Annotated in this window: 17 protein-coding genes and 1 pseudogene; 13 read left to right on the top strand and 5 right to left on the bottom strand. The window is 52.9% G+C overall.

All coding sequences use genetic code 11. The features are described from left to right. The first annotated feature begins 121 nt into the window (after positions 1-121). Positions 122-1,120 (top strand): aldo/keto reductase, encoded by a 999-nt coding sequence (locus tag OA238_RS09325; RefSeq protein ID WP_015494972.1) that lies wholly within the window; start codon positions 122-124, stop codon positions 1,118-1,120. On the opposite strand, the gene OA238_RS09330 is transcribed toward OA238_RS09325, so the two are convergent. From OA238_RS09330 to OA238_RS09350, 3 genes are all read right to left on the bottom strand, one after another. Next, positions 1,083-2,575 (bottom strand): IS3 family transposase gene (locus tag OA238_RS09330; RefSeq protein WP_085982729.1). Its coding sequence is split into 2 segments (ribosomal slippage): positions 1,083-2,125 and positions 2,125-2,575, totalling 1,494 coding nucleotides; the frame shifts between segments, so codons are not numbered across the junction. The two genes, OA238_RS09325 and OA238_RS09330, sit on opposite strands and share 38 nt — an antisense overlap. 42 nt (positions 2,576-2,617) lie before the next feature. Beyond that, positions 2,618-4,170, bottom strand: a protein-coding gene (locus tag OA238_RS09340) for an IS3 family transposase (protein WP_245581478.1) whose coding sequence is annotated in 2 segments (ribosomal slippage) — positions 2,618-3,702 and positions 3,702-4,170 — 1,554 coding nt in all. Because the reading frame shifts where the segments join, the coding sequence is not laid out codon by codon here. Between the two features lie 323 nt (positions 4,171-4,493). Then, positions 4,494-5,390: a LysR substrate-binding domain-containing protein gene (locus tag OA238_RS09350; RefSeq protein WP_245581479.1), complete on the bottom strand. Its 897-nt coding sequence runs from the start codon at positions 5,388-5,390 to the stop codon at positions 4,494-4,496. Between the two features lie 149 nt (positions 5,391-5,539). Here OA238_RS09350 and OA238_RS09355 point away from each other — a divergent pair, with 149 nt between their 5' ends. The 4 genes and pseudogenes from OA238_RS09355 to OA238_RS09370 form a co-directional block, all read left to right on the top strand. Further along, complete coding sequence (locus OA238_RS09355; protein ID WP_015494976.1) at positions 5,540-6,541, top strand: alpha/beta fold hydrolase; 1,002 nt, start codon at positions 5,540-5,542, stop codon at positions 6,539-6,541. Positions 6,542-6,598: 57 nt separating this feature from the next. After that, positions 6,599-7,066, top strand: coding sequence for a nuclear transport factor 2 family protein (locus OA238_RS09360; RefSeq protein WP_015494977.1), 468 nt, complete (start codon positions 6,599-6,601; stop codon positions 7,064-7,066). Between the two features lie 22 nt (positions 7,067-7,088). Continuing rightward, the gene (locus OA238_RS09365) at positions 7,089-7,697 is read left to right on the top strand and encodes a pyridoxamine 5'-phosphate oxidase family protein (RefSeq protein ID WP_015494978.1); all 609 of its coding nucleotides are present in this window, start codon (positions 7,089-7,091) and stop codon (positions 7,695-7,697) included. A gap of 181 nt (positions 7,698-7,878) precedes the next feature. Then, positions 7,879-8,073 (top strand): annotated as a pseudogene (locus OA238_RS09370) (IS6 family transposase); the annotation flags it as partial. A 444-nt stretch (positions 8,074-8,517) separates the two neighbouring features. On the opposite strand, the gene OA238_RS09375 reads toward OA238_RS09370, so the two are convergent. Further along, a complete protein-coding gene (locus tag OA238_RS09375; RefSeq protein WP_144055870.1) occupies positions 8,518-9,627 on the bottom strand; it encodes a LacI family DNA-binding transcriptional regulator in 1,110 nt (369 codons plus the stop codon). 150 nt (positions 9,628-9,777) lie between these two features. Here OA238_RS09375 and OA238_RS09380 point away from each other — a divergent pair, with 150 nt between their 5' ends. From OA238_RS09380 to iolB, 8 genes are all read left to right on the top strand, one after another. Further along, a complete protein-coding gene (locus tag OA238_RS09380) occupies positions 9,778-10,731 on the top strand; it encodes an NAD(P)-dependent oxidoreductase (protein WP_083906693.1) in 954 nt (317 codons plus the stop codon). Between the two features lie 17 nt (positions 10,732-10,748). Continuing rightward, positions 10,749-11,612, top strand: a complete 864-nt coding sequence (locus tag OA238_RS09385; RefSeq protein ID WP_015494981.1) for a sugar phosphate isomerase/epimerase family protein — start codon at positions 10,749-10,751, stop codon at positions 11,610-11,612. Positions 11,613-11,703: 91 nt separating this feature from the next. Beyond that, positions 11,704-12,369 (top strand): amino acid ABC transporter permease, encoded by a 666-nt coding sequence (locus OA238_RS09390; RefSeq protein ID WP_015494982.1) that lies wholly within the window; start codon positions 11,704-11,706, stop codon positions 12,367-12,369. A gap of 9 nt (positions 12,370-12,378) precedes the next feature. Next, positions 12,379-13,026 (top strand): amino acid ABC transporter permease, encoded by a 648-nt coding sequence (locus tag OA238_RS09395; protein ID WP_015494983.1) that lies wholly within the window; start codon positions 12,379-12,381, stop codon positions 13,024-13,026. A 99-nt stretch (positions 13,027-13,125) separates the two neighbouring features. Then, positions 13,126-13,956, top strand: coding sequence for a transporter substrate-binding domain-containing protein (locus OA238_RS09400; protein ID WP_015494984.1), 831 nt, complete (start codon positions 13,126-13,128; stop codon positions 13,954-13,956). 29 nt (positions 13,957-13,985) lie between these two features. Next, on the top strand, positions 13,986-14,759 hold the full coding sequence (locus OA238_RS09405; RefSeq protein WP_015494985.1) for an amino acid ABC transporter ATP-binding protein: 774 nt from the start codon (positions 13,986-13,988) through the stop codon (positions 14,757-14,759). Between the two features lie 122 nt (positions 14,760-14,881). Beyond that, the gene (locus OA238_RS09410; RefSeq protein ID WP_015494986.1) at positions 14,882-15,286 is read left to right on the top strand and encodes a TIM barrel protein; all 405 of its coding nucleotides are present in this window, start codon (positions 14,882-14,884) and stop codon (positions 15,284-15,286) included. A gap of 15 nt (positions 15,287-15,301) precedes the next feature. Next, positions 15,302-16,108: a 5-deoxy-glucuronate isomerase gene (gene iolB / locus OA238_RS09415; RefSeq protein WP_015494987.1), complete on the top strand. Its 807-nt coding sequence runs from the start codon at positions 15,302-15,304 to the stop codon at positions 16,106-16,108. 18 nt (positions 16,109-16,126) lie between these two features. On the opposite strand, the gene OA238_RS09420 is transcribed toward iolB, so the two are convergent. Further along, a complete protein-coding gene (locus OA238_RS09420) occupies positions 16,127-17,149 on the bottom strand; it encodes an IS30 family transposase (RefSeq protein ID WP_015494757.1) in 1,023 nt (340 codons plus the stop codon). Positions 17,150-17,392 lie beyond the last annotated feature (243 nt).

Raw genomic sequence — 17,392 nt, forward strand, 5'->3', positions numbered from 1 at the left:
TGTTGTTATTGCGCAACCTGTCCTGTGCCATTCCGTACTCGCGTTCGGTGTGGCGCTGCACTCCTTGGAATACTAAGCTGTGCCCAACGAACACCAAGAGCACGAAGATCGGATTGAGATAATGGAAAAGCGACAGGTCGGGCGTACTGGGCTGATGATCGAAACTCTGGGGTTGGGTGGGGCACCGCTCGGGGGGAACTTCGTCGATCTTGAATACGGTCAAGCGGTGGAGTTGATCCAGGCCGCACTGGATGCCGGAATTGGCTACTTCGACACTGCCCCTTGGTACGGATTTGGACGGTCAGAACGCGTGATGGGTGACACCCTGCGCGGCAACGGGCACGTACTTTCAGACAAGGTTGGAAGGCTCCTGAAACCCGGGGCTGTTAGCAACCCAATGGATTTTGGCATGGTCGACCCGCTGCCGTTCAATGTTGTTTACGACTACAGCTACGATGGGATTATGCGTGCCTTTGAGGACAATCTCCAACGACTTGGGCTCGAGCGCATCGATATCCTTTTGGTCCACGACATCGGGGCGTTCCAGCATGGTGAAGAAAACGAGCGTCACTTCAGAGATCTCGCCCATAGTGGTTATCGAGCGATGGATGAGCTGCGCAAGACTGGTCAGGTCAAGGCGATCGGCTTAGGAGTCAACGAAAACCAGGTCTGCATAGATGCGCTTGGGATTGGTGAGTGGGACGTTTTCCTTCTTGCTGGTCGGTACACACTCCTAGAACAGACCGCTTTAGACACGCTTTTCCCCGCGTGCCGCAAAGCAGGAACCACGATCATCTGCGGTGGCCCGTTCAATTCCGGAATTTTAGCAGGACGGGACATGTGGAACTACGCCAGGGCACCGGACGAAGTCATCAATAGGGCTAGAGCCCTGAGCGCAGTTGCCGATGAATTTTCGGTCCCGCTGGCTGCAGCTGCGCTGCAGTTTCCGCTTGGGAATGACATCGTCACCTCGGTCATTCCGGGTCCGCGGGATAAGACCGAACTTCAACAGATCGTCGATTGGTTTTCAACGCCGATCTCTCGGAACGTGTCAACGACTTTGAGACAGTGGCTTTTGGACTTTAGGCTTGGGTTTCTTCGGTTGGTTTTGGTGGGTTGATCCAGACGGCGGTCGGGATTTGAGGCGGTTTTGGTGGTTTGTGTACGAAGCGTTCGGGCGTGGCGAGGAATGCCGCGTCTAGTGTTGCTTGTCGCGCGGTGTAGATTTCTTGGGCCTGCCCAAAATGGATTTGGTCGGGCGTCATCAGACCAATCCCGGCGTGATGATGGTCTTGGTTATACCATGCAAAGAGCCTGCGGCAGAATGCGCGAGCCTGCTCGATGGTTTCAAAGTTCTTGGGGAACTCTGGCTGATATTTCAGTGTTTTGAAGTGGGCTTCGGAGAACGGGTTGTCGTTTGAGGTGTGGGGCCGACTGTGGGACTTGAGCACACCAAGATCAACCAGCATCAGGGCTGTCGTCTTTGCCTTCATGGGCCCACCGCGATCTGCATGCAATGTCAGCTGATCGCGTGGAACCTCGTGTTTTTCCATCGCGTCGATGAACAGCTCTTTGAACTGGCTGGCGCTCTCCGCGTGCTCGACGCGCCAGCCAACAACGCGGCGGCTGAAGATGTCGAGGATGACATAGAGATAGAAGTAGGACCATTTCACCGGGCCCCTCAGCTTGGTGATGTCCCAAGACCAGACCTGATTGGGGGCTTCAGCTAGAAGTTCAGGCTTTTGATAGACGGGATGTGTGCGCTGTCGGCGGCGTTCGCCAACTTCGCCCTGCGCGGCCAATATCCGATACATCGTGCGGATTGAACACAGATAGGTGCCTTCATCCAGCAAGGTGGCAAAGACCTCTGTGGGCGTCTGATCCGCAAAGCGGGGTTCGCGCAGGTGGTGCAATACCTGGTCTCTTTCCCTTTCCGGTAGAGCCCGCGAAGACGCTGCGCGCGGTGGGCGTGTGCGTGGTGGTGCCGTCAGCGCCGCACGCTGTCGAAGAACGCTCGCGCGCGATAATGATAGCGCGGCGCAGACAGCCGAGGTCAAGCCGCTGCCGGTGGGCAATGCAATCGCGACGGCCATCATGATTTGCCGCTGCGCTCTTGCGTCTGCTCCATCTCGTCCAGAAGTCCCGCCACTTTTTTTTGGATGGCAATGATGGCTTCCGCCTGATCCAGACGGCGCCGCAAGGCTGTCACCTCACGGTTGGCCTTAGCCAGCTCAGCTTGCAATGGATTGGCAGGTGCCTTTTGTGGGCCACGGCGCATTGGCTGCAATGCACCCAATGTGCCGGCCGCCCGCGCACGGCGCCAATCGGTCAGTGCAGAGGAATAAAGCCCCTCCCGCCGTAGAATGGCGGAAACCCCGCCAGTGTCTGCCACTTGGTCCGTCTCATCCAGAATGCGCAGTTTGTATTTGGCTGTGAAGTTGCGTCGCTTCGGGATGCTCGTCAGTTCCGCTGTGGGAGCCAACGGCGCATTAACAACGCGGGGAGGCGACGTCGGGGCCAAAACGGCTCCAGATCCAGCATCTGGCGAAAGTGGTGATTGTGAAGGCATAACCATGGGTTCGTTCTCGGTGTTTGTCAAAGGTGTTGTCCGCCGATTTCATGCAGCGTCTCTGATTTCAGAGGCGCTGATTTCGTTTTCTGGGTTCAGCCAGACGGGTCCTGCTGGTTGCCAGTTTCGGGTTTTTCCTGACCAGCGTTGCGGGTTTTGCGCGCGAGCAGTGGCATAGAGATTGGCACGATTTGTGAGCGTTGCACGATCATGACCTGCGTGGCGCGCATTCGGCGTGACGAAGCGGATGGCGCTGTGCAGGTGTTCACTATTGTACCAACCAGCGAAGGTTTGGACCCAGGTTTGAGCATCCGCCTTGGTGGCAAAGCCCTTGGTCGGCCAGTCCGGGCGGTATTTGCAGGTTCGGAACAACGCCTCTGAGAAAGGGTAGTCGTTGCTCACGCGAGGGCGACTGTAGGAGGCCGTGATCCCTAGTTTTTCCATCGTCACCTTCATCGTGGCGCCCTTCATAGGACTGCCGTTGTCAGCGTGCAGAACCAAGGGGCGCAACTGACAGCCCTCCGCTAGCACTGCTTGCCGGATCAGAATGGCAGCCAGATCCGCACTTTCACGCTCATGGACCTCCCAGCCCACGATCTTCCAGCTGAAGATGTCCACGATCAGATACAGATAAAAGAACATGCCTGCGACAGGTCCCGGCATCCAGGTAATGTCCCAGGTCCAGACCTCACAGGGCGCACTGGCCTGATAGCTTGTGGGCTTCTTACGCTTGACTGGGGACTTGGCTCGACCCCGGTGATGCTGCAATCCATTGGCGCGCAAAATGCGGTAGAAACTCGATTCCGAGGCCAGATATCGACCCTGATCGGCTAGCTTTGGCACAATCTGACTTGGGGGAAGGCTAGAGAACTCCTTTGAATTACAGACATCTAGAACAGCCGCGCGTTCTGCCGTACTCAACGCGTTTGCTGGTTCCGCACGCGGCACGAGGGGGCGCTTATCAGGGCGAACCTCGCCGTCTTTTGTCCAGCGCCGCAGAGTGCGTTCGCTGATTTCCAACTCGGAACAGGCTTTGGCGCGCCTCGCTCCTGCGGTGACGGCCTCATTGATCAGAGCAACTGCGGTTTGGCGATCTGGGGTGCTGATCATGCGTCCTCTTCGTCCCCCCAGATCGCTGAGGCCTTTTTTCGAAGAACAAGCAGTGCTGCAGTTTCGGCCAGTGCGCGATCCTTGCGAGCAAGCTCGCGTTCCAAATCTTTCATCCGTTTCTTGTCTTCCTTGGTCGCACGCACAAGACGTGCTGCACTCGTGCGGTCCCAGTCGTTGGCCTGCTCGCAAGCAACTCGCCACATGGCAATCTGCGCCGGGTAAAGGCCGCGTTTGCGGCAGTATTCGGCTAGGTCAGCCTCGTTCAGCGCAGCAGTTTCCAACACCGCCGCAAACTTGTCACGTGAAGACCAGCCCTCAGGGCTCGCATCAGCGTCAGGCAAAAGCTGCCCCTTGTTGCGCGCCTGAGCACGCCAAGAGAAAAGCGTCGCCTCCGAAATCCCTTCCTCCTGCGAAAGCTGCCGAATAGCCACGTTGTTCGGCGGAAGCATCCGTTTCAGCACAGCTGCTTTTCGTTCCAGTGAATATCCCATGTCATTGTCCTAATCCGCCCACCTGAAAATTAGAGAAAAATAGAGCAGCAGACAACATCCCTGACAGAGGGGGTTCTCCTACGCCCTCAAGTGTAAACTTTAGCCAGTCAATTGTCTCACGCTTATTGGCACGGAGGGTCTGGTGAATTCTGGGCAACACTCAAGTCAAAGGGTTTGATTGACGGTGCTACGCCTGTTCCAGATTAGATTTATTCTGGTAAAGTGAACTCCAAACGTTGGGTTGGATACTATGCTGTTACCAGTAGCCAGCTAGGTTCGGATCTAAAGCTGTTTGTAATAGGGTAGGGGTGTCAGTATTTGCTTTAGCCCAACAAAAGCTCGGTATCTCCAATTGCTTTCCTGAGCCGATCAGCTGAAAATTCCAGAAAGGCCCGCACTTTCGGCGCGACGAGTTTGCTTTGCGGGTAAACAAGGTGAATGGGCTCTGCCGGTGGCAAAAACTCTGAGAGAACTGGCACCAATTCGCCGTTCCGTACTTGTTCGGCGACCATGTACGAAAGTGCTAAAGTAATACCTTCTCCGTCCGAGGCTGCTGTAAGTGCCGTTGACGCGTCATTCACTTCGAGCCGAGGGTGCAGCTGGACATGACCACGCTGCGATTCCGTTTTATAGTGCCAGTCGTGGCTGGACATTGTTCCGGTAAAACCGATGATGGAATGCGTTTTCAAGTCCGACGGTTCTGTGGGTACGCCGCATCGTTCCAGATACGCGGGGCTTGCAACAAAAAGTCGGCGAACATTCCCCAAGCGTTTTGCCATCAAATTTGAATCTGGCAGACCGCCAATTCTGACCGCGACGTCGATCCCTTCTTCAACCAAGTTTGCCACGCGATCCAACGCGACTAACGACACAGATATTCTGGGGTGCGCTGCAAGAAACTCTCGCACGACAGGTGCCGCAATCATCCGGCTGAATGTCATCGAAGCCGACACAGTCAAGTGGCCCTGCGCGACACCGATCTCGCCAACGGCTTGTTTTTCGGCTGCTTCGATCTCCGAAAGCAGACGACGAGAGGAATCCAAAAACCTTGTACCTGGGTCCGTTAGCGAAAGCTGTCGTGTTGATCGCGTGAGAAGCTGAACGCCCAACCTGTCCTCCAGCGCATTCATCGCGCGGGTGACGGCAGGTGGTGACATCCGAAGCCGGTTGGCCGCCTGCACAAAACTGCCGCTATCGTTGATTGCGGCGAAGACTTCCATTTGTAGTATGCGGTCCATTTATTCCACTTTTTGCAATAATGAATTAGCAATTATCAGAATTCTTCCAGATTTGAAAGGAGGGTAGAACAAATCCAAGCGCCGCAACAACATGACTTTAACCCAGCGGCATCACAGCGAAGGACATCGAAATGAAAACCAATACACTCAAACCAATCACTCTCGCAGGCCTGATCTCACTTGGATTAGCAGCGCAGTTTGCGACAGCACCAACGCTAGCAGCTGCCGAAGAACTCTCTACATCTATCACGGCCCTGGGCGCGACATCAGTTCGTTACAATACGGTGAACATCGATGGTCAGGACATCTTCTACCGTGAGGCTGGCAATCCAGACGCACCAGTCGTTCTGCTTTTGCATGGCTTCCCCACGTCGTCGCAGCAGTACCGCGATCTCATTCCAGAACTTTCAGATGAATACCACGTCATCGCCCCAGATTATCCGGGTTTCGGTCGCAGCGCGATGCCGGACCGCGCGGAATTCGACTACACATTTGCCAACTATGCGGACCTTATGGATGGCTTCACAGATACACTGGGGCTCGAATTATACAGCTTGTACGTCATGGATTATGGGGCACCAGTTGGCTATCGGCTTGCCTTGAAGGAGCCAGAGGCCATCGAAACCCTCATCATTCAAAATGGTAATGCATATGAAGAAGGCCTGCTTGAATTCTGGGACGTGTTTCGCACCAACTGGGCCGATCCGACTGATGAAACACGCGAACCGCTGCGTGGATTTCTGAACGTCGGCGCGACCGAATGGCAATATACCCACGGCGTGCCTGAAAGCCATTTGAGCCGGATCAGCCCCGATGCATGGATGCTTGATCAAGCTTATTTGGATCGTCCTGGAAATCAGGAAATCCAACTCGACCTATTCTATGACTACCGGACAAATGTTGAACTGTACCCGGAGTTTCAGGAGTTCTTTGCACAGTACCAACCACCTACGTTGATCGTTTGGGGTGGAAATGACCACATCTTTCCTGCTGCAGGCGCAACGCCTTACCTCCAAGATCTACCCGATGCAGAAGTACACATGATTGATGCCGGTCACTTTATTCTCGAATCCCATGGGCCAGAAGTTGCTGGGATAATTCGGAATTTCTTGTCCGAAAACCTGACCAACTAAACAATTGCGGTGCAGGGGTTCTTTCTGCACCGTCCCCCTTAACCCACGGAGAATGTCATGTCACAGCGCCTACCGATGCCCCCGTTTACGATTGAAACAGCAGCTGAGAAAGTCCGCGTGGCAGAGGATGGTTGGAATTCCAGAGAGCCAGAAAAGATATCGTTGGCATACACCGTCAACAGTATTTGGAGAAATCGTTCATCGTTTCCAAAAGGGCGCGTTGAGATTCAAAAGTTCCTCACTGAGAAATGGGAAAGAGAGTTTGAATACCGCCTGATCAAGGAACTTTGGGCACATGATGGGAGCCGAATTGCAGTTCGTTTTGCCTATGAATGGCGCGACGCCGATGGCAACTGGTTCCGCTCATACGGAAATGAAAATTGGGAATTTGATGCCAACAGTTTGATGCAACTTCGTTATGCAAGCATCAATGATCTGCAAATTGATGACGCAGATCGCAAGTTTCATTGGCCTCAGGGACCGCGCCCTGTCGATCACCCCAGCTTAACCGAACTCGGTCTTTAACCGACAATAGAAGGACCCGCCGATGGGACATAAATTTGCGGAACTCGCTTTCACTGACGCTGTGAGGGAAATCCAATCAAATGAGGGGTCGCGTAACGCGTACGCGCGCATGGATGGAGGTGCTGATTACAACGACATCCTTGGGCCGAACGAAGCCCAATTCATTGCCGCGCGCGATAGTTTTTATATGGCAACCGTCAGCGAAACTGGCTGGCCATATGTGCAACATCGCGGCGGACCGGCTGGCTTTGTAAAGATCCTCGATGAGAAAACAGTTGGATTTTCCGACTTTCGCGGTAACCGACAATACGTGAGCGTTGGGAATGCAAGCGAGAACGACCGTGTTTCACTGTTCTTCATGGATTATCCAAGCAAGACGCGCCTTAAGCTGTTGGGCAGGATGCGCGTCGTTGATCCGTCGGAACAAGACTTACTGAAGAATTTGGAAACGGAAAGCAGCTACCGAGCGCATGCTGAACGTGGATTGATGATATCTGTCGAGGCATTTGACTGGAACTGCCCGCAGCACATTACGCCACGCTATACGCGGGCTGAAGTAGATCATGAGGTTCTGTCTCTGAAAGCGAAGGTCAATGAACTCGAAGCCGAACTTGCGCGGCACATGTCTTAAGACTGAACGCCAGTCAAAATTTATTGAGCACCGCTGCCGTGACGCAGTCGGCTCAATGTGACGGGGGGCACCCCCAAAAACGAAGCGATCGGCCCGTGATTGATGGTCGCTTCATAGCCCGGATATCACTGTCAGAGCAAAATCGGTTGAGGCGGGCAGGGTGAGCAATTAGCGTCGTGGGATGACAAAACGTTCCCCTTTTCGCTACTTCAAGACGAACCCTGAGATCATCCGTCTGGCCGTAATGATGTATGTCCGTTTCCCGTTGTCGCTTCGGAATGTAGAGGATCTTTTGCACGAACGGGGCATCGACATCAGCCATGAAACGGTTCGATTTTGGTGGAACAGATTTGGCCCGTTGTTTGCCGCCGCTCTCGCCGAGTGGCATCAACTTTATGCGAAATAAGTTCCGGCATTTAAGGCCATACTGAGACTGTTTCAGAATCCGTTTGACAGCATCACTCGCAAGGATATGGGCCGATAGTTACAGATGCTGCGCCATGAAAATTTCTACATGAAGGGCGGGAAGCGGCCCTTCGCTGTGTTTTGCACCGAGGTCTTCTCTGTGGATGGAGCCGACCTTTGCTCACGCGGCGAATGCAAGTGCAGAAACTACTCGTGCGCGCCGCACAGAAATTTCTGCAGCGCAGCGATTTACTCCAAACCAGCCATTCAGTCAGGGACAAGTGGGTGGAATCCAAACTACCCTTTCTGGACCGGTTCGTTTCGGGGGGGCTGTTTTTTGCCCTTGGCCGCGAGCGTTGATCACAAGACCCTGGTTAGGTTGACCGGAACCATTGCTGATGCCTACTATTGAATCTCAAGTATTATTTTCTCGGGATTCCAGTCTGCCATTCGCATCAGCAAGGTCGAGGTGATACAGAACGTTTTCGCGCGTAATAACATGTGTCGCTACGGTTTGCCTGCCGAGATGCGTTTCTCCTAAGAATTTATCAATCGTACAATTGGCTATTTCTTGCATGTCTTGGTGAATAATGATGTCAATTTCAGACGCTAATAGATGGGCACGCGTTACATGTGTCAAATTATGTGCAAACACCTTGACCTGACCTGTTTTTTTGGTCGCGGATACGGCATCAACTATCGCCGAGGGGCCGGCACCAACGCAATAGATTCCAGATATTTCAGGATCGTTTTCTAGGAGCTTTTTAATTATTCGAAAGTTCTCTTTTGGTTCGTCATTCCCGCCACTTACATCCTTTACTGTGATCGCAGGAAAGTCTGTCCGCATCAGCGCCCGAAATCCCGATTCACGTTCTTCGTGCGCCCGTGAGAGTTGACCGCTCCACACCACCGCAACAGCCCCTTCACAGTAATTGCCCATGAGGAGGCCGGCCGTTCTTCCCGCTGCGCGATTGTCGATTCCGACATAACCGATCTCATCATTTCCGGTCAGGTCAGATACAATCGTCGTCAGCGTTACGCCCTCAAAATGAAGTCTATTGACGGCCTCATGTACAAGAGGGTGATCCAGCGCTTGGAATGCTATTCCATCAGCGCTGCGCTCCAAAGTCTCTAAGAGGGCCGCGCTTAACGCGCCGGGATTCATCTTACTGACCCAATTCACACGGACTTGGACGCCCCGCTTTTTCCCGGCAAGTTTAAGAAAAGCAGCCAAATACCGAGTAGAGTTGCCTGCGTTGGTAGGCAAGATCACTTCGATGGTTTTAGCAAATGCGGACGTCGCGTCGCCGTCATTTTCCAAAGCTGACTGTGCTTTCATGACGAGATCTACGGTTTTGTTGCTGACGCGCCCGCGTGCATTCAGGACCCGATCTACGGTTGAAGTACTGACACCTGCTTTGAGCGCGATATCCAACGCCTTAACTCGATTTTTTTCAGGCATATCTTGGTTTTTCCATTCCGGAGTTGACGCATTCTTGTACTTGGCGCGAGCAACATTCGTCAAGTATACTGCAAATCATAAGGGAGTGCATCAACAAATTTATCATTTAAACTACACTTTAACAATAGGTTGTGTGTGTTTCTGATGATTAATGATTGAAATAACGAAGAAATAGAGCAAGCTTGTTTCATTTAAATGCTCACTTGACGCATAATGGTTGCCCATACTACGAACGTCTCAACTAAAGTAGAATCGTTACTGGCAAGGGAGAGAAGTATGAAAAGGGTTGGCGTTGTTGGTCTTGGGGATATGGGCAGTGGGCTTGCAAAAAATCTCATCAAGAATGGCTTTGAGGTCACGGGGCTCGACTTGGCTCCTGCACGCGTCGAAGCCTTTTGTGCGATGGGTGGTAAGCCCGCAGCGAATGTCGAGGAAGTAGGGCAGAACGCCGATGCTGTTTTCGTCATGGTTATGAATGGAAATCAGGCTAAGGCTGTCATTCTCGGCGAGAGAGGTCTTGTGAGCCATATGCCCAAAGGCAGTGCAATCATTATGACCGCGACGATCAAACCATCAGAGGTCAAAGAAATTGGCGTGGCTCTGGAAGGGTCAGGTATTTCACTAATTGACAGTCCGGTGTCGGGCGGCTTCCCAGGGGCACAAGGCGGCACATTGACAATGATGGCTGCAGGACAACCGAGCATCTTGGATGAGTTCAAGCCGGTGATGGATGCGGTCTCCAAGACCATTCACCGTGTTGGTGAAAACGCCGGTGACGGACAAGTAATGAAGGCCTGTCTGCAAACGCTCATTGGGTCGATTTTCGGCGCTACATTCGAAGCCGCGGCACTTGCGGCGAAGGCGGGCGTAAAGGGCCAAGCGCTGTATGATGTCTTTTCGACAAGCGGCGCCGGCTGTGGTGTCGCGAATACCGCACTTGAACACATCATCGATCGCAAGTTCGAAGGCACGGGATCCGGTATCGGAACGATGCACAAAGACCTGACTATCTCGCTTGATATGGCCGAGGAAATTGGCGTGCCGATGTTTATGGCATCAACTGCGATGCAGATTTTCCACCAAGGTAAATCCAAATATCCCGAGGGCGATAACTGGGTCTGTACCCGTGTCATGGAAGAAATCAACGGCGCTGAGCTGCACCGCTAAAAAGGAATTTGAATATTATGAAACTCGGATTAATTTGTGACGGCGTAAGCCGCGACCTTAGCCATGCTCTTAAGGTTATGGACGAATTCGAACTTAAGTATGCTGAGTTGCAGTTCGTGGGCGAGAAAGAGGTCGGAGATCATTCTACGCAAGAAATTGCTGAGATCAAATCCACTCTCGAAAAGCATAACAAACCTGTATCCTGTCTTTCGCGGCATGTCTTTGCGGGCATGACGACTGAAAACCGCCCTGGTGATGCCTTACATGTGAAGCACATGGATGCGCTCAAACGTGTTATGGAAATGGCGCACGAGCTCGACTCGCCACTTGTCCGCATTATGACCCAGAAGAAAGAGCAAATTCTTTGGGGGCATGGTGGTGCCGAAAAGTGGAACGTTGCGAAAGGTGCTTGGGACACCATGCCGCCGATGATCGCTCCTGCTGTTGAGCTTGCGAAAACTGAAGGTCTGACGTTGGTTGTGGAAACTGGCAACGGTACTATGGTGAATTCGAACTATACCGCGCGCAAATTGATTGACGATTTAGATGCGAAAGACACATTGAAAGTGCTTTGGGACCCAGCAAACAATTGTTGGTGTCATGAGGTCGCCTATCCGGATGGTTATGACGCCGTTCGGGACGGTTACTTGGGTCACATTCATATAAAAGATGTAAAAGTAGATACACCAAAGGCGACCTTAGAAGTCCGAAAAATGGGCGAGGGCCAGCTGGCCGATCAGTTCCGGCCGATGGCAGATGCCTTGCGCCGAGATAACTATGAAGGCGTGATTTCGTTTGAGAGTGTTTACCACCCCGGTAACGGAAACTTTGAAGACGGCTTCCGGGAATCCGTCGGTCTGTTCAAAGAAATTTTCGGTTAAACGCGCCGTTTAAGAATGCGCCACCCGCCGGAAGGTGGATGGCGTGAGTACCGAAGATCAGAATATCGATGTGACAGGGAAGGGGTGAAAGTTGAATAAGCTAGATTTCAGCGTTGTATTCGAACGATGGGACGAACTGCTTTACGGCGTCGTGTTTACGCTTGGCTTGTCGGTTGCTGGTATCTTTCTTGCGCTTCTAATTGGTGTCAGCGGGGTCGCACTGCAGCGGTCTGGGCGCAAAGCCTTTCGCATACCTGTTCGCATTTTCGTGGAAGTCATTCGCAATACGCCGTTTTTGGTTCAGATCTTCTTTCTATTTTTTGCCCTACCCTATCTGGGTGTGCGGCTTAGCCCGACGGTTACCGCGATCATAGCGCTCGCGATTAATGGGGGTGCATACGCGATTGAGATTATTCGCGGTGGGGTCGAATCCATCCCACGCGGGCAAGTCGAAGCTGGTGCCGCCTTGGGCCTTTCTCGGGCGCAAATTTTTCGAGATATCGTTTTGGTGCCAGCGCTGCGGGCGATTTACCCGGCACTTACATCGCAGTTTATTCTGCTGACGCTCACGTCATCGGTATGCTCATCTATCTCAGCGAGTGAGCTCACACACTTCGCCCAACGTATTGAGTCCGCCACTTTTCGTAGTTTTGAAGTCTATTTCACGATCACCGGCCTCTACCTTCTGATCTCGTGGATGATGATGACCATGCTGGCTGTCTTCGGACGACGGCTCTTCAACTATCCCAACCAATGAGTGAATGAGATGGACAAATTTGGCTCTCCTGAACTGTTCTTCCTTCTACAAGGTTTGAAGTGGACTCTGTTGCTTACGCTCATCAGCTTTATCGGCGGTGGTGTGATTGGCCTCGCCATCGCGCTTGCTAGGGTGAGCTCGTTACGCATCCTGAACTGGTCTGCAGCCGCCTACATCGCGGTGTTCCAAGGCACGCCGCTGCTCATGCAGCTTTTTGTTATCTTCTACGGGTTGGCGTTGATGGAATTCAATGTTGACGCTTGGGTTGCTGTTTCTTTTGCGTTTACCGCGCACGCAAGCGCATTCTTGGGCGATATCTGGCGGGGCACAATTCAATCGCTGCCGCGTGGGCAGACCGAGGCGTCGAATGCGCTTGGTATTGGGTACATCTCCCGCATGCGAGACATCATCCTGCCTCAAGCAATTAAGATTTCGCTGCCAGCGACCATCGGGTTTGCTGTCCAACTTACCAAGGGCACGTCATTGGCCGCAATCGTTGGATTTGTTGAATTGGCGCGAGCAGGTCAGATCGTTTCGAACCTCATTTTCCAACCTCTATTGGTCTACGGAATTGTTGGGGTGATCTACTTTTTCGTGTGCTGGCCGATGTCGATTTGGGGAAGCGCAATGGAACGCAAACTGTCGCTTGGCACATAATAACGGACCGGAAAATCCGGCTTAAGAATCCTGTTTAGTTAATCAAACAGGGAGGAGGCGGCAAAAGCCGCAAATTAGTGAACCACTGGAGGAAATAAAATGAAACTAACTAACTTTACACGCCGGTCCTTTACGGGCCTGCTATCAACCGCAGCTGTTATCGGTGTCCTTGGCGCTACCGCAGCAATGGCTGATACCCTCGGAAATATCATGGAGCGCGGGACAGTTGTTATCGGGATCCAAGGCGATAACCCGCCTTTTGGTTTTTTGGACTCAACCGGACAGAACGATGGTTATGACGCAGCACTTGCGAACCTTTTCGCCGACCACCTCGGCGTTGAGCTTGAGCTAGTAATCGTGACGAACCAGAACCGCATTGCTGCCCTGCAAACTGGAAAAGTTGACGCTTTGTTCGCAACACTTGGCATTAGTGCAGAGCGCGCGGAAGCACTACAATACAGCTACCCATACGCAGAAGACAGCATGCCGCTGATCGCTGCTGCCGACCTGGATGTGGCCGACATTGCAGCAATGAACAGCCTGACCATCGGTGTTCCAAAAGGCAGCTCGCAGGAAAACCTGATCCCTGAATTGGCACCAAACGCGACCATGCTCAGTTTTGATGATGACTCAGCAAACATTCAGGCGTTACTTTCAGGTCAGGTTGATGCAATTGCGGCAAACCAATTTGCGATTGGACGCATCGAAGAAAATGCGCCGGGTGAGTACTCTGAGAAGTTGGTCCTTGCGACGAACTACAAAGGTGTTGGTACGTTGCTTGGGGATGCGGCGATCAATACAACGATCAATGGCTTCCTTGAAATCATCAAGTCGAACGGAACCATGGATGCCCTTTACCAAGAATGGTTTGGCCTAGGTCAGCCGATGTTTGAAGCTCCCGTCGAAGGCGTGTCATTCACTGTAGACTAAGTCCAAGTTTAGAAAAGGAAGTCGCCAATATGTCAGCTAAAGTAGAACTGAATATCCCTGAGACTGAAATTCTCATCGATCTTCAAGCAATAAACAAATGGTATGGCGGCTTCCACGCACTCAAAAATGTGAGCCTGACGGTTCGGAAAGGGGAGCGGATTGTTCTGTGCGGACCTTCGGGTTCAGGCAAGTCAACATTGATCCGATGCATCAATCACCTCGAAGAAATCAAAGATGGAACGATCACCGTTGCTGGTCGAAAAATGGAAGACGTTGCGAAATCCGTCGAAGCTGTGCGACGTGAGGTTGGTATGGTCTTCCAAAGTTTCAACCTATTCCCGCATCTCAAAGTCATCGACAACTGCACCCTCGCTTTGCGACGGGTTAAGTCGATGCCGCGCCCAGAAGCCGAGGAGATAGCTCGCAAATACCTCGATCGCGTTCACATACTAGAGCAGGCCGATAAGTTCCCTGCCCAGCTTTCTGGCGGACAACAGCAACGGGTCGCGATTGCGCGGGCTTTATGTATGGAGCCGAAAGTGATGCTGTTCGATGAGCCGACTTCGGCGCTTGATCCTGAAATGGTAAAAGAGGTCCTTGATACGATGATAGGTCTCGCCGAAGACGGCATGACCATGATTTGCGTCACCCATGAGATGGGCTTTGCACGTCGGGTAGCACACCGTGTGTTGTTCATGGCTGATGGAGAAATCCTAGAAGAGGCAGAGCCGGAAGACTTCTTTAGCGCACCCAAACATGACCGCGCCAAAGCCTTCCTGGGTGAAATTCTCGCGCATCAATAACGTGCGGGTAGGATAGAGCATCAAATTCGAGCAGATGCTTGGCACCGGTTCCATGCACGGTGTTGGCCTACCATCATCACATGGGCTCGATGATCAAGGATTAGGACGAGATCGATTGGTTGATGAAGGGCTCATCGGACGAGGCCACTTTGATTTTCGATGCTGGGCATCTTCACTTTGGTGGCGCTGATGTGATGGACTCCCTCGATAAGTGGGGCGATCGGATTCGCCATGTTCACTTTAAGGATGTGCGAGAAGATGTGGCGCGTCAAATTCGTGCGGAGAACAAAAGCTTTCTTTATAGGGTGGTCGGTGGTGTCTTTACCGTGTCAGGGGATCCCAAGGGATCTATTGATTTTCAATCTGTCACGGACGTGCTGAAGAAAATGGACTACTCCGGCTGGATAGTTGTCGAAGCCGAACGGGACCCTGCGAAAGCCAACCCGTTCGAATATTCCAAGCTTGGCTACGATCATATCGTCGATATTTGCGGTAAGTCAGGTCTTTCCATCGCAATAACTGTTTAAACAAAGGGGAATGCAATGCCTGATCTTTTGAAGAAGCCATTTGGAGCGCGCGGAAAAACCCATGAGATTACCCCCGCAAGTGCTGGTTGGCGTTATGTGGGCTTCTCGCTCTACCACCTCAAACCTGGGGACAAAGCTGCCGAAGTAGCCAATGATCGCGAAGTTATGTTGGTGATGGTTGAGGGCAAGGCTCATATTAAGGGGGCCGGTCAAGACTGGGGCGTTTTGGGTGATCGAATGAATGTTTTCGAAAAAACACCACCGCATTGCCTCTACATGCCCAATGGCTCAGATTGGGATGCGGTTGCTGAGACGGATTGCGTTTTGGCTGTGTGTTCTGCACCAGGAAAAAGTGGACATGAGGCGCGGCGGATTGGTCCTGACGGCATAACGCTCACCGAGCGGGGCAAGGGTAACAACACCCGTCACATCAACAACATTGCGATGGAGAACGAGGATTTTTGTGACAGCCTGTTGGTGACAGAGGTTTTTACACCAGCAGGGCACTGGTCGTCTTACCCGTCGCACCGTCACGATGAGGATGACTACCCACGTATCACTTATCTTGAAGAGACATACTATCATCGCCTCAACCCAGCTGATGGTTTTGGCATCCAGCGGGTCTACACAGACGACGGTCAGCTGGACGAAACGATGGCCGTATCGGATGGCGATGTGGTTCTGGTCCCTCGAGGGCACCATCCTTGTGGTGCGCCCTACGGGTTTGAAATGTACTACCTCAATGTCATGGCGGGACCTTTGCGCAAATGGCGTTTTATTCCGGCGCCTGAGGTCGATTGGATCATGAAGCGCGACGCGTAACAACGGCACTGCTTGGATTCAAACATCAAGTGCAACGGTTGATTTGAAGGCCGCGATTTCGTCGGCCATGGCTTCAGCGGGTGTTCTCCAACCGAGAGTTTTTCTCGGACGGTTGTTCATCAGGTTTGCAACGTCGTTCAGCCATGTTTGGCTTGCACCGTTCAGGTCAGTTCCTTTGGGCATGTACTGACGCAGCAGTCCGTTGGTGTTCTCGTTGCTGCCACGCTGCCAAGGCGCATGCGGATCGCAGAACCAGATATCGATCTTCAACCGTCTGGCGAGTTCGGGGTGGCAGGCCATTTCGGAGCCGCGGTCGTAGGTCATGCTCTTGCGCAAAGCAGCGGGTAGTCGTCTCATCTGGCGGGTGAAGCTGTCGAGCGCGGCCTCGGCCCCATTGCCGTCCATTTTGCAAAGAATGACAAAGCGTGTCTTGCGCTCGACCAAGGTCCCCACTGACGAGCGATTGAATGCGCCCTTGATGAGGTCGCCCTCCCAATGGCCTGGTACCAGTCGCGCTTCGATCTCTTCAGGGCGGTTGATAATGCGCAATGATTCCGGGACCATAGCACTGCCCGCCGCTGTCCTGCGCTTGAGCCCACGCTTAGGCTTCGCTTGACGCAACGCCTCGATCATCGCCGCCTTCAGCCCACCACGTGGCTGCGCGTAAATCGCGGCATAGATGGTCTCATGGCTCACATGGGCGGATGGATCATCAGGCTTCATGAGACGCAGTCTCTGCGCAATCTGCTCAGGCGACCAGTGCAGATGTACGAGCTTGCCATGAACGAAACGATAAAGATCGCTCCCCTCCACAAGCTTGCGCTCGCGGCGGCAGCGCGCACGCCGGGCATCATAGGCCTGCCGCGCCGCTTGCGGGCAATAGCTGCCGTCTTCCTGCCGACCTCGCGCCAGCTCACGGCAGATCGTGCTCGCCGGGCGATGCAAAAGCTGGCCGATCAACCGCTGACTGCTGCCCCTATTATGCTCGGCTAATATCACGCCACGGTCCTCGCTGCTGAGGTGCTTGCTTCGTATGTCCATCACAACATCCTATGCCCAAAGGGCTCTGAGTGTTGCATTTGAAACTTGAGCCTAAGCTGTCAGAAGAAAACTTGTTGAGGCGGGCAGGGTGAGGAATTAGCTTCTGTGGATGACAAAACACAGCCTGCTTCTTTGCGTGAAGCATTCAACATCAAGGGCGGAGAGCCGACCTTCGCTGCACTCTGCATAGAGGTCTGCTGTGCTGGACAAAGTTGCCCTCCACTGTAGAATCCCTAATGTCGG

The organism is Octadecabacter arcticus 238 (assembly GCF_000155735.2).
Taxonomy (GTDB): Bacteria; Pseudomonadota; Alphaproteobacteria; order Rhodobacterales; family Rhodobacteraceae; genus Octadecabacter; species Octadecabacter arcticus.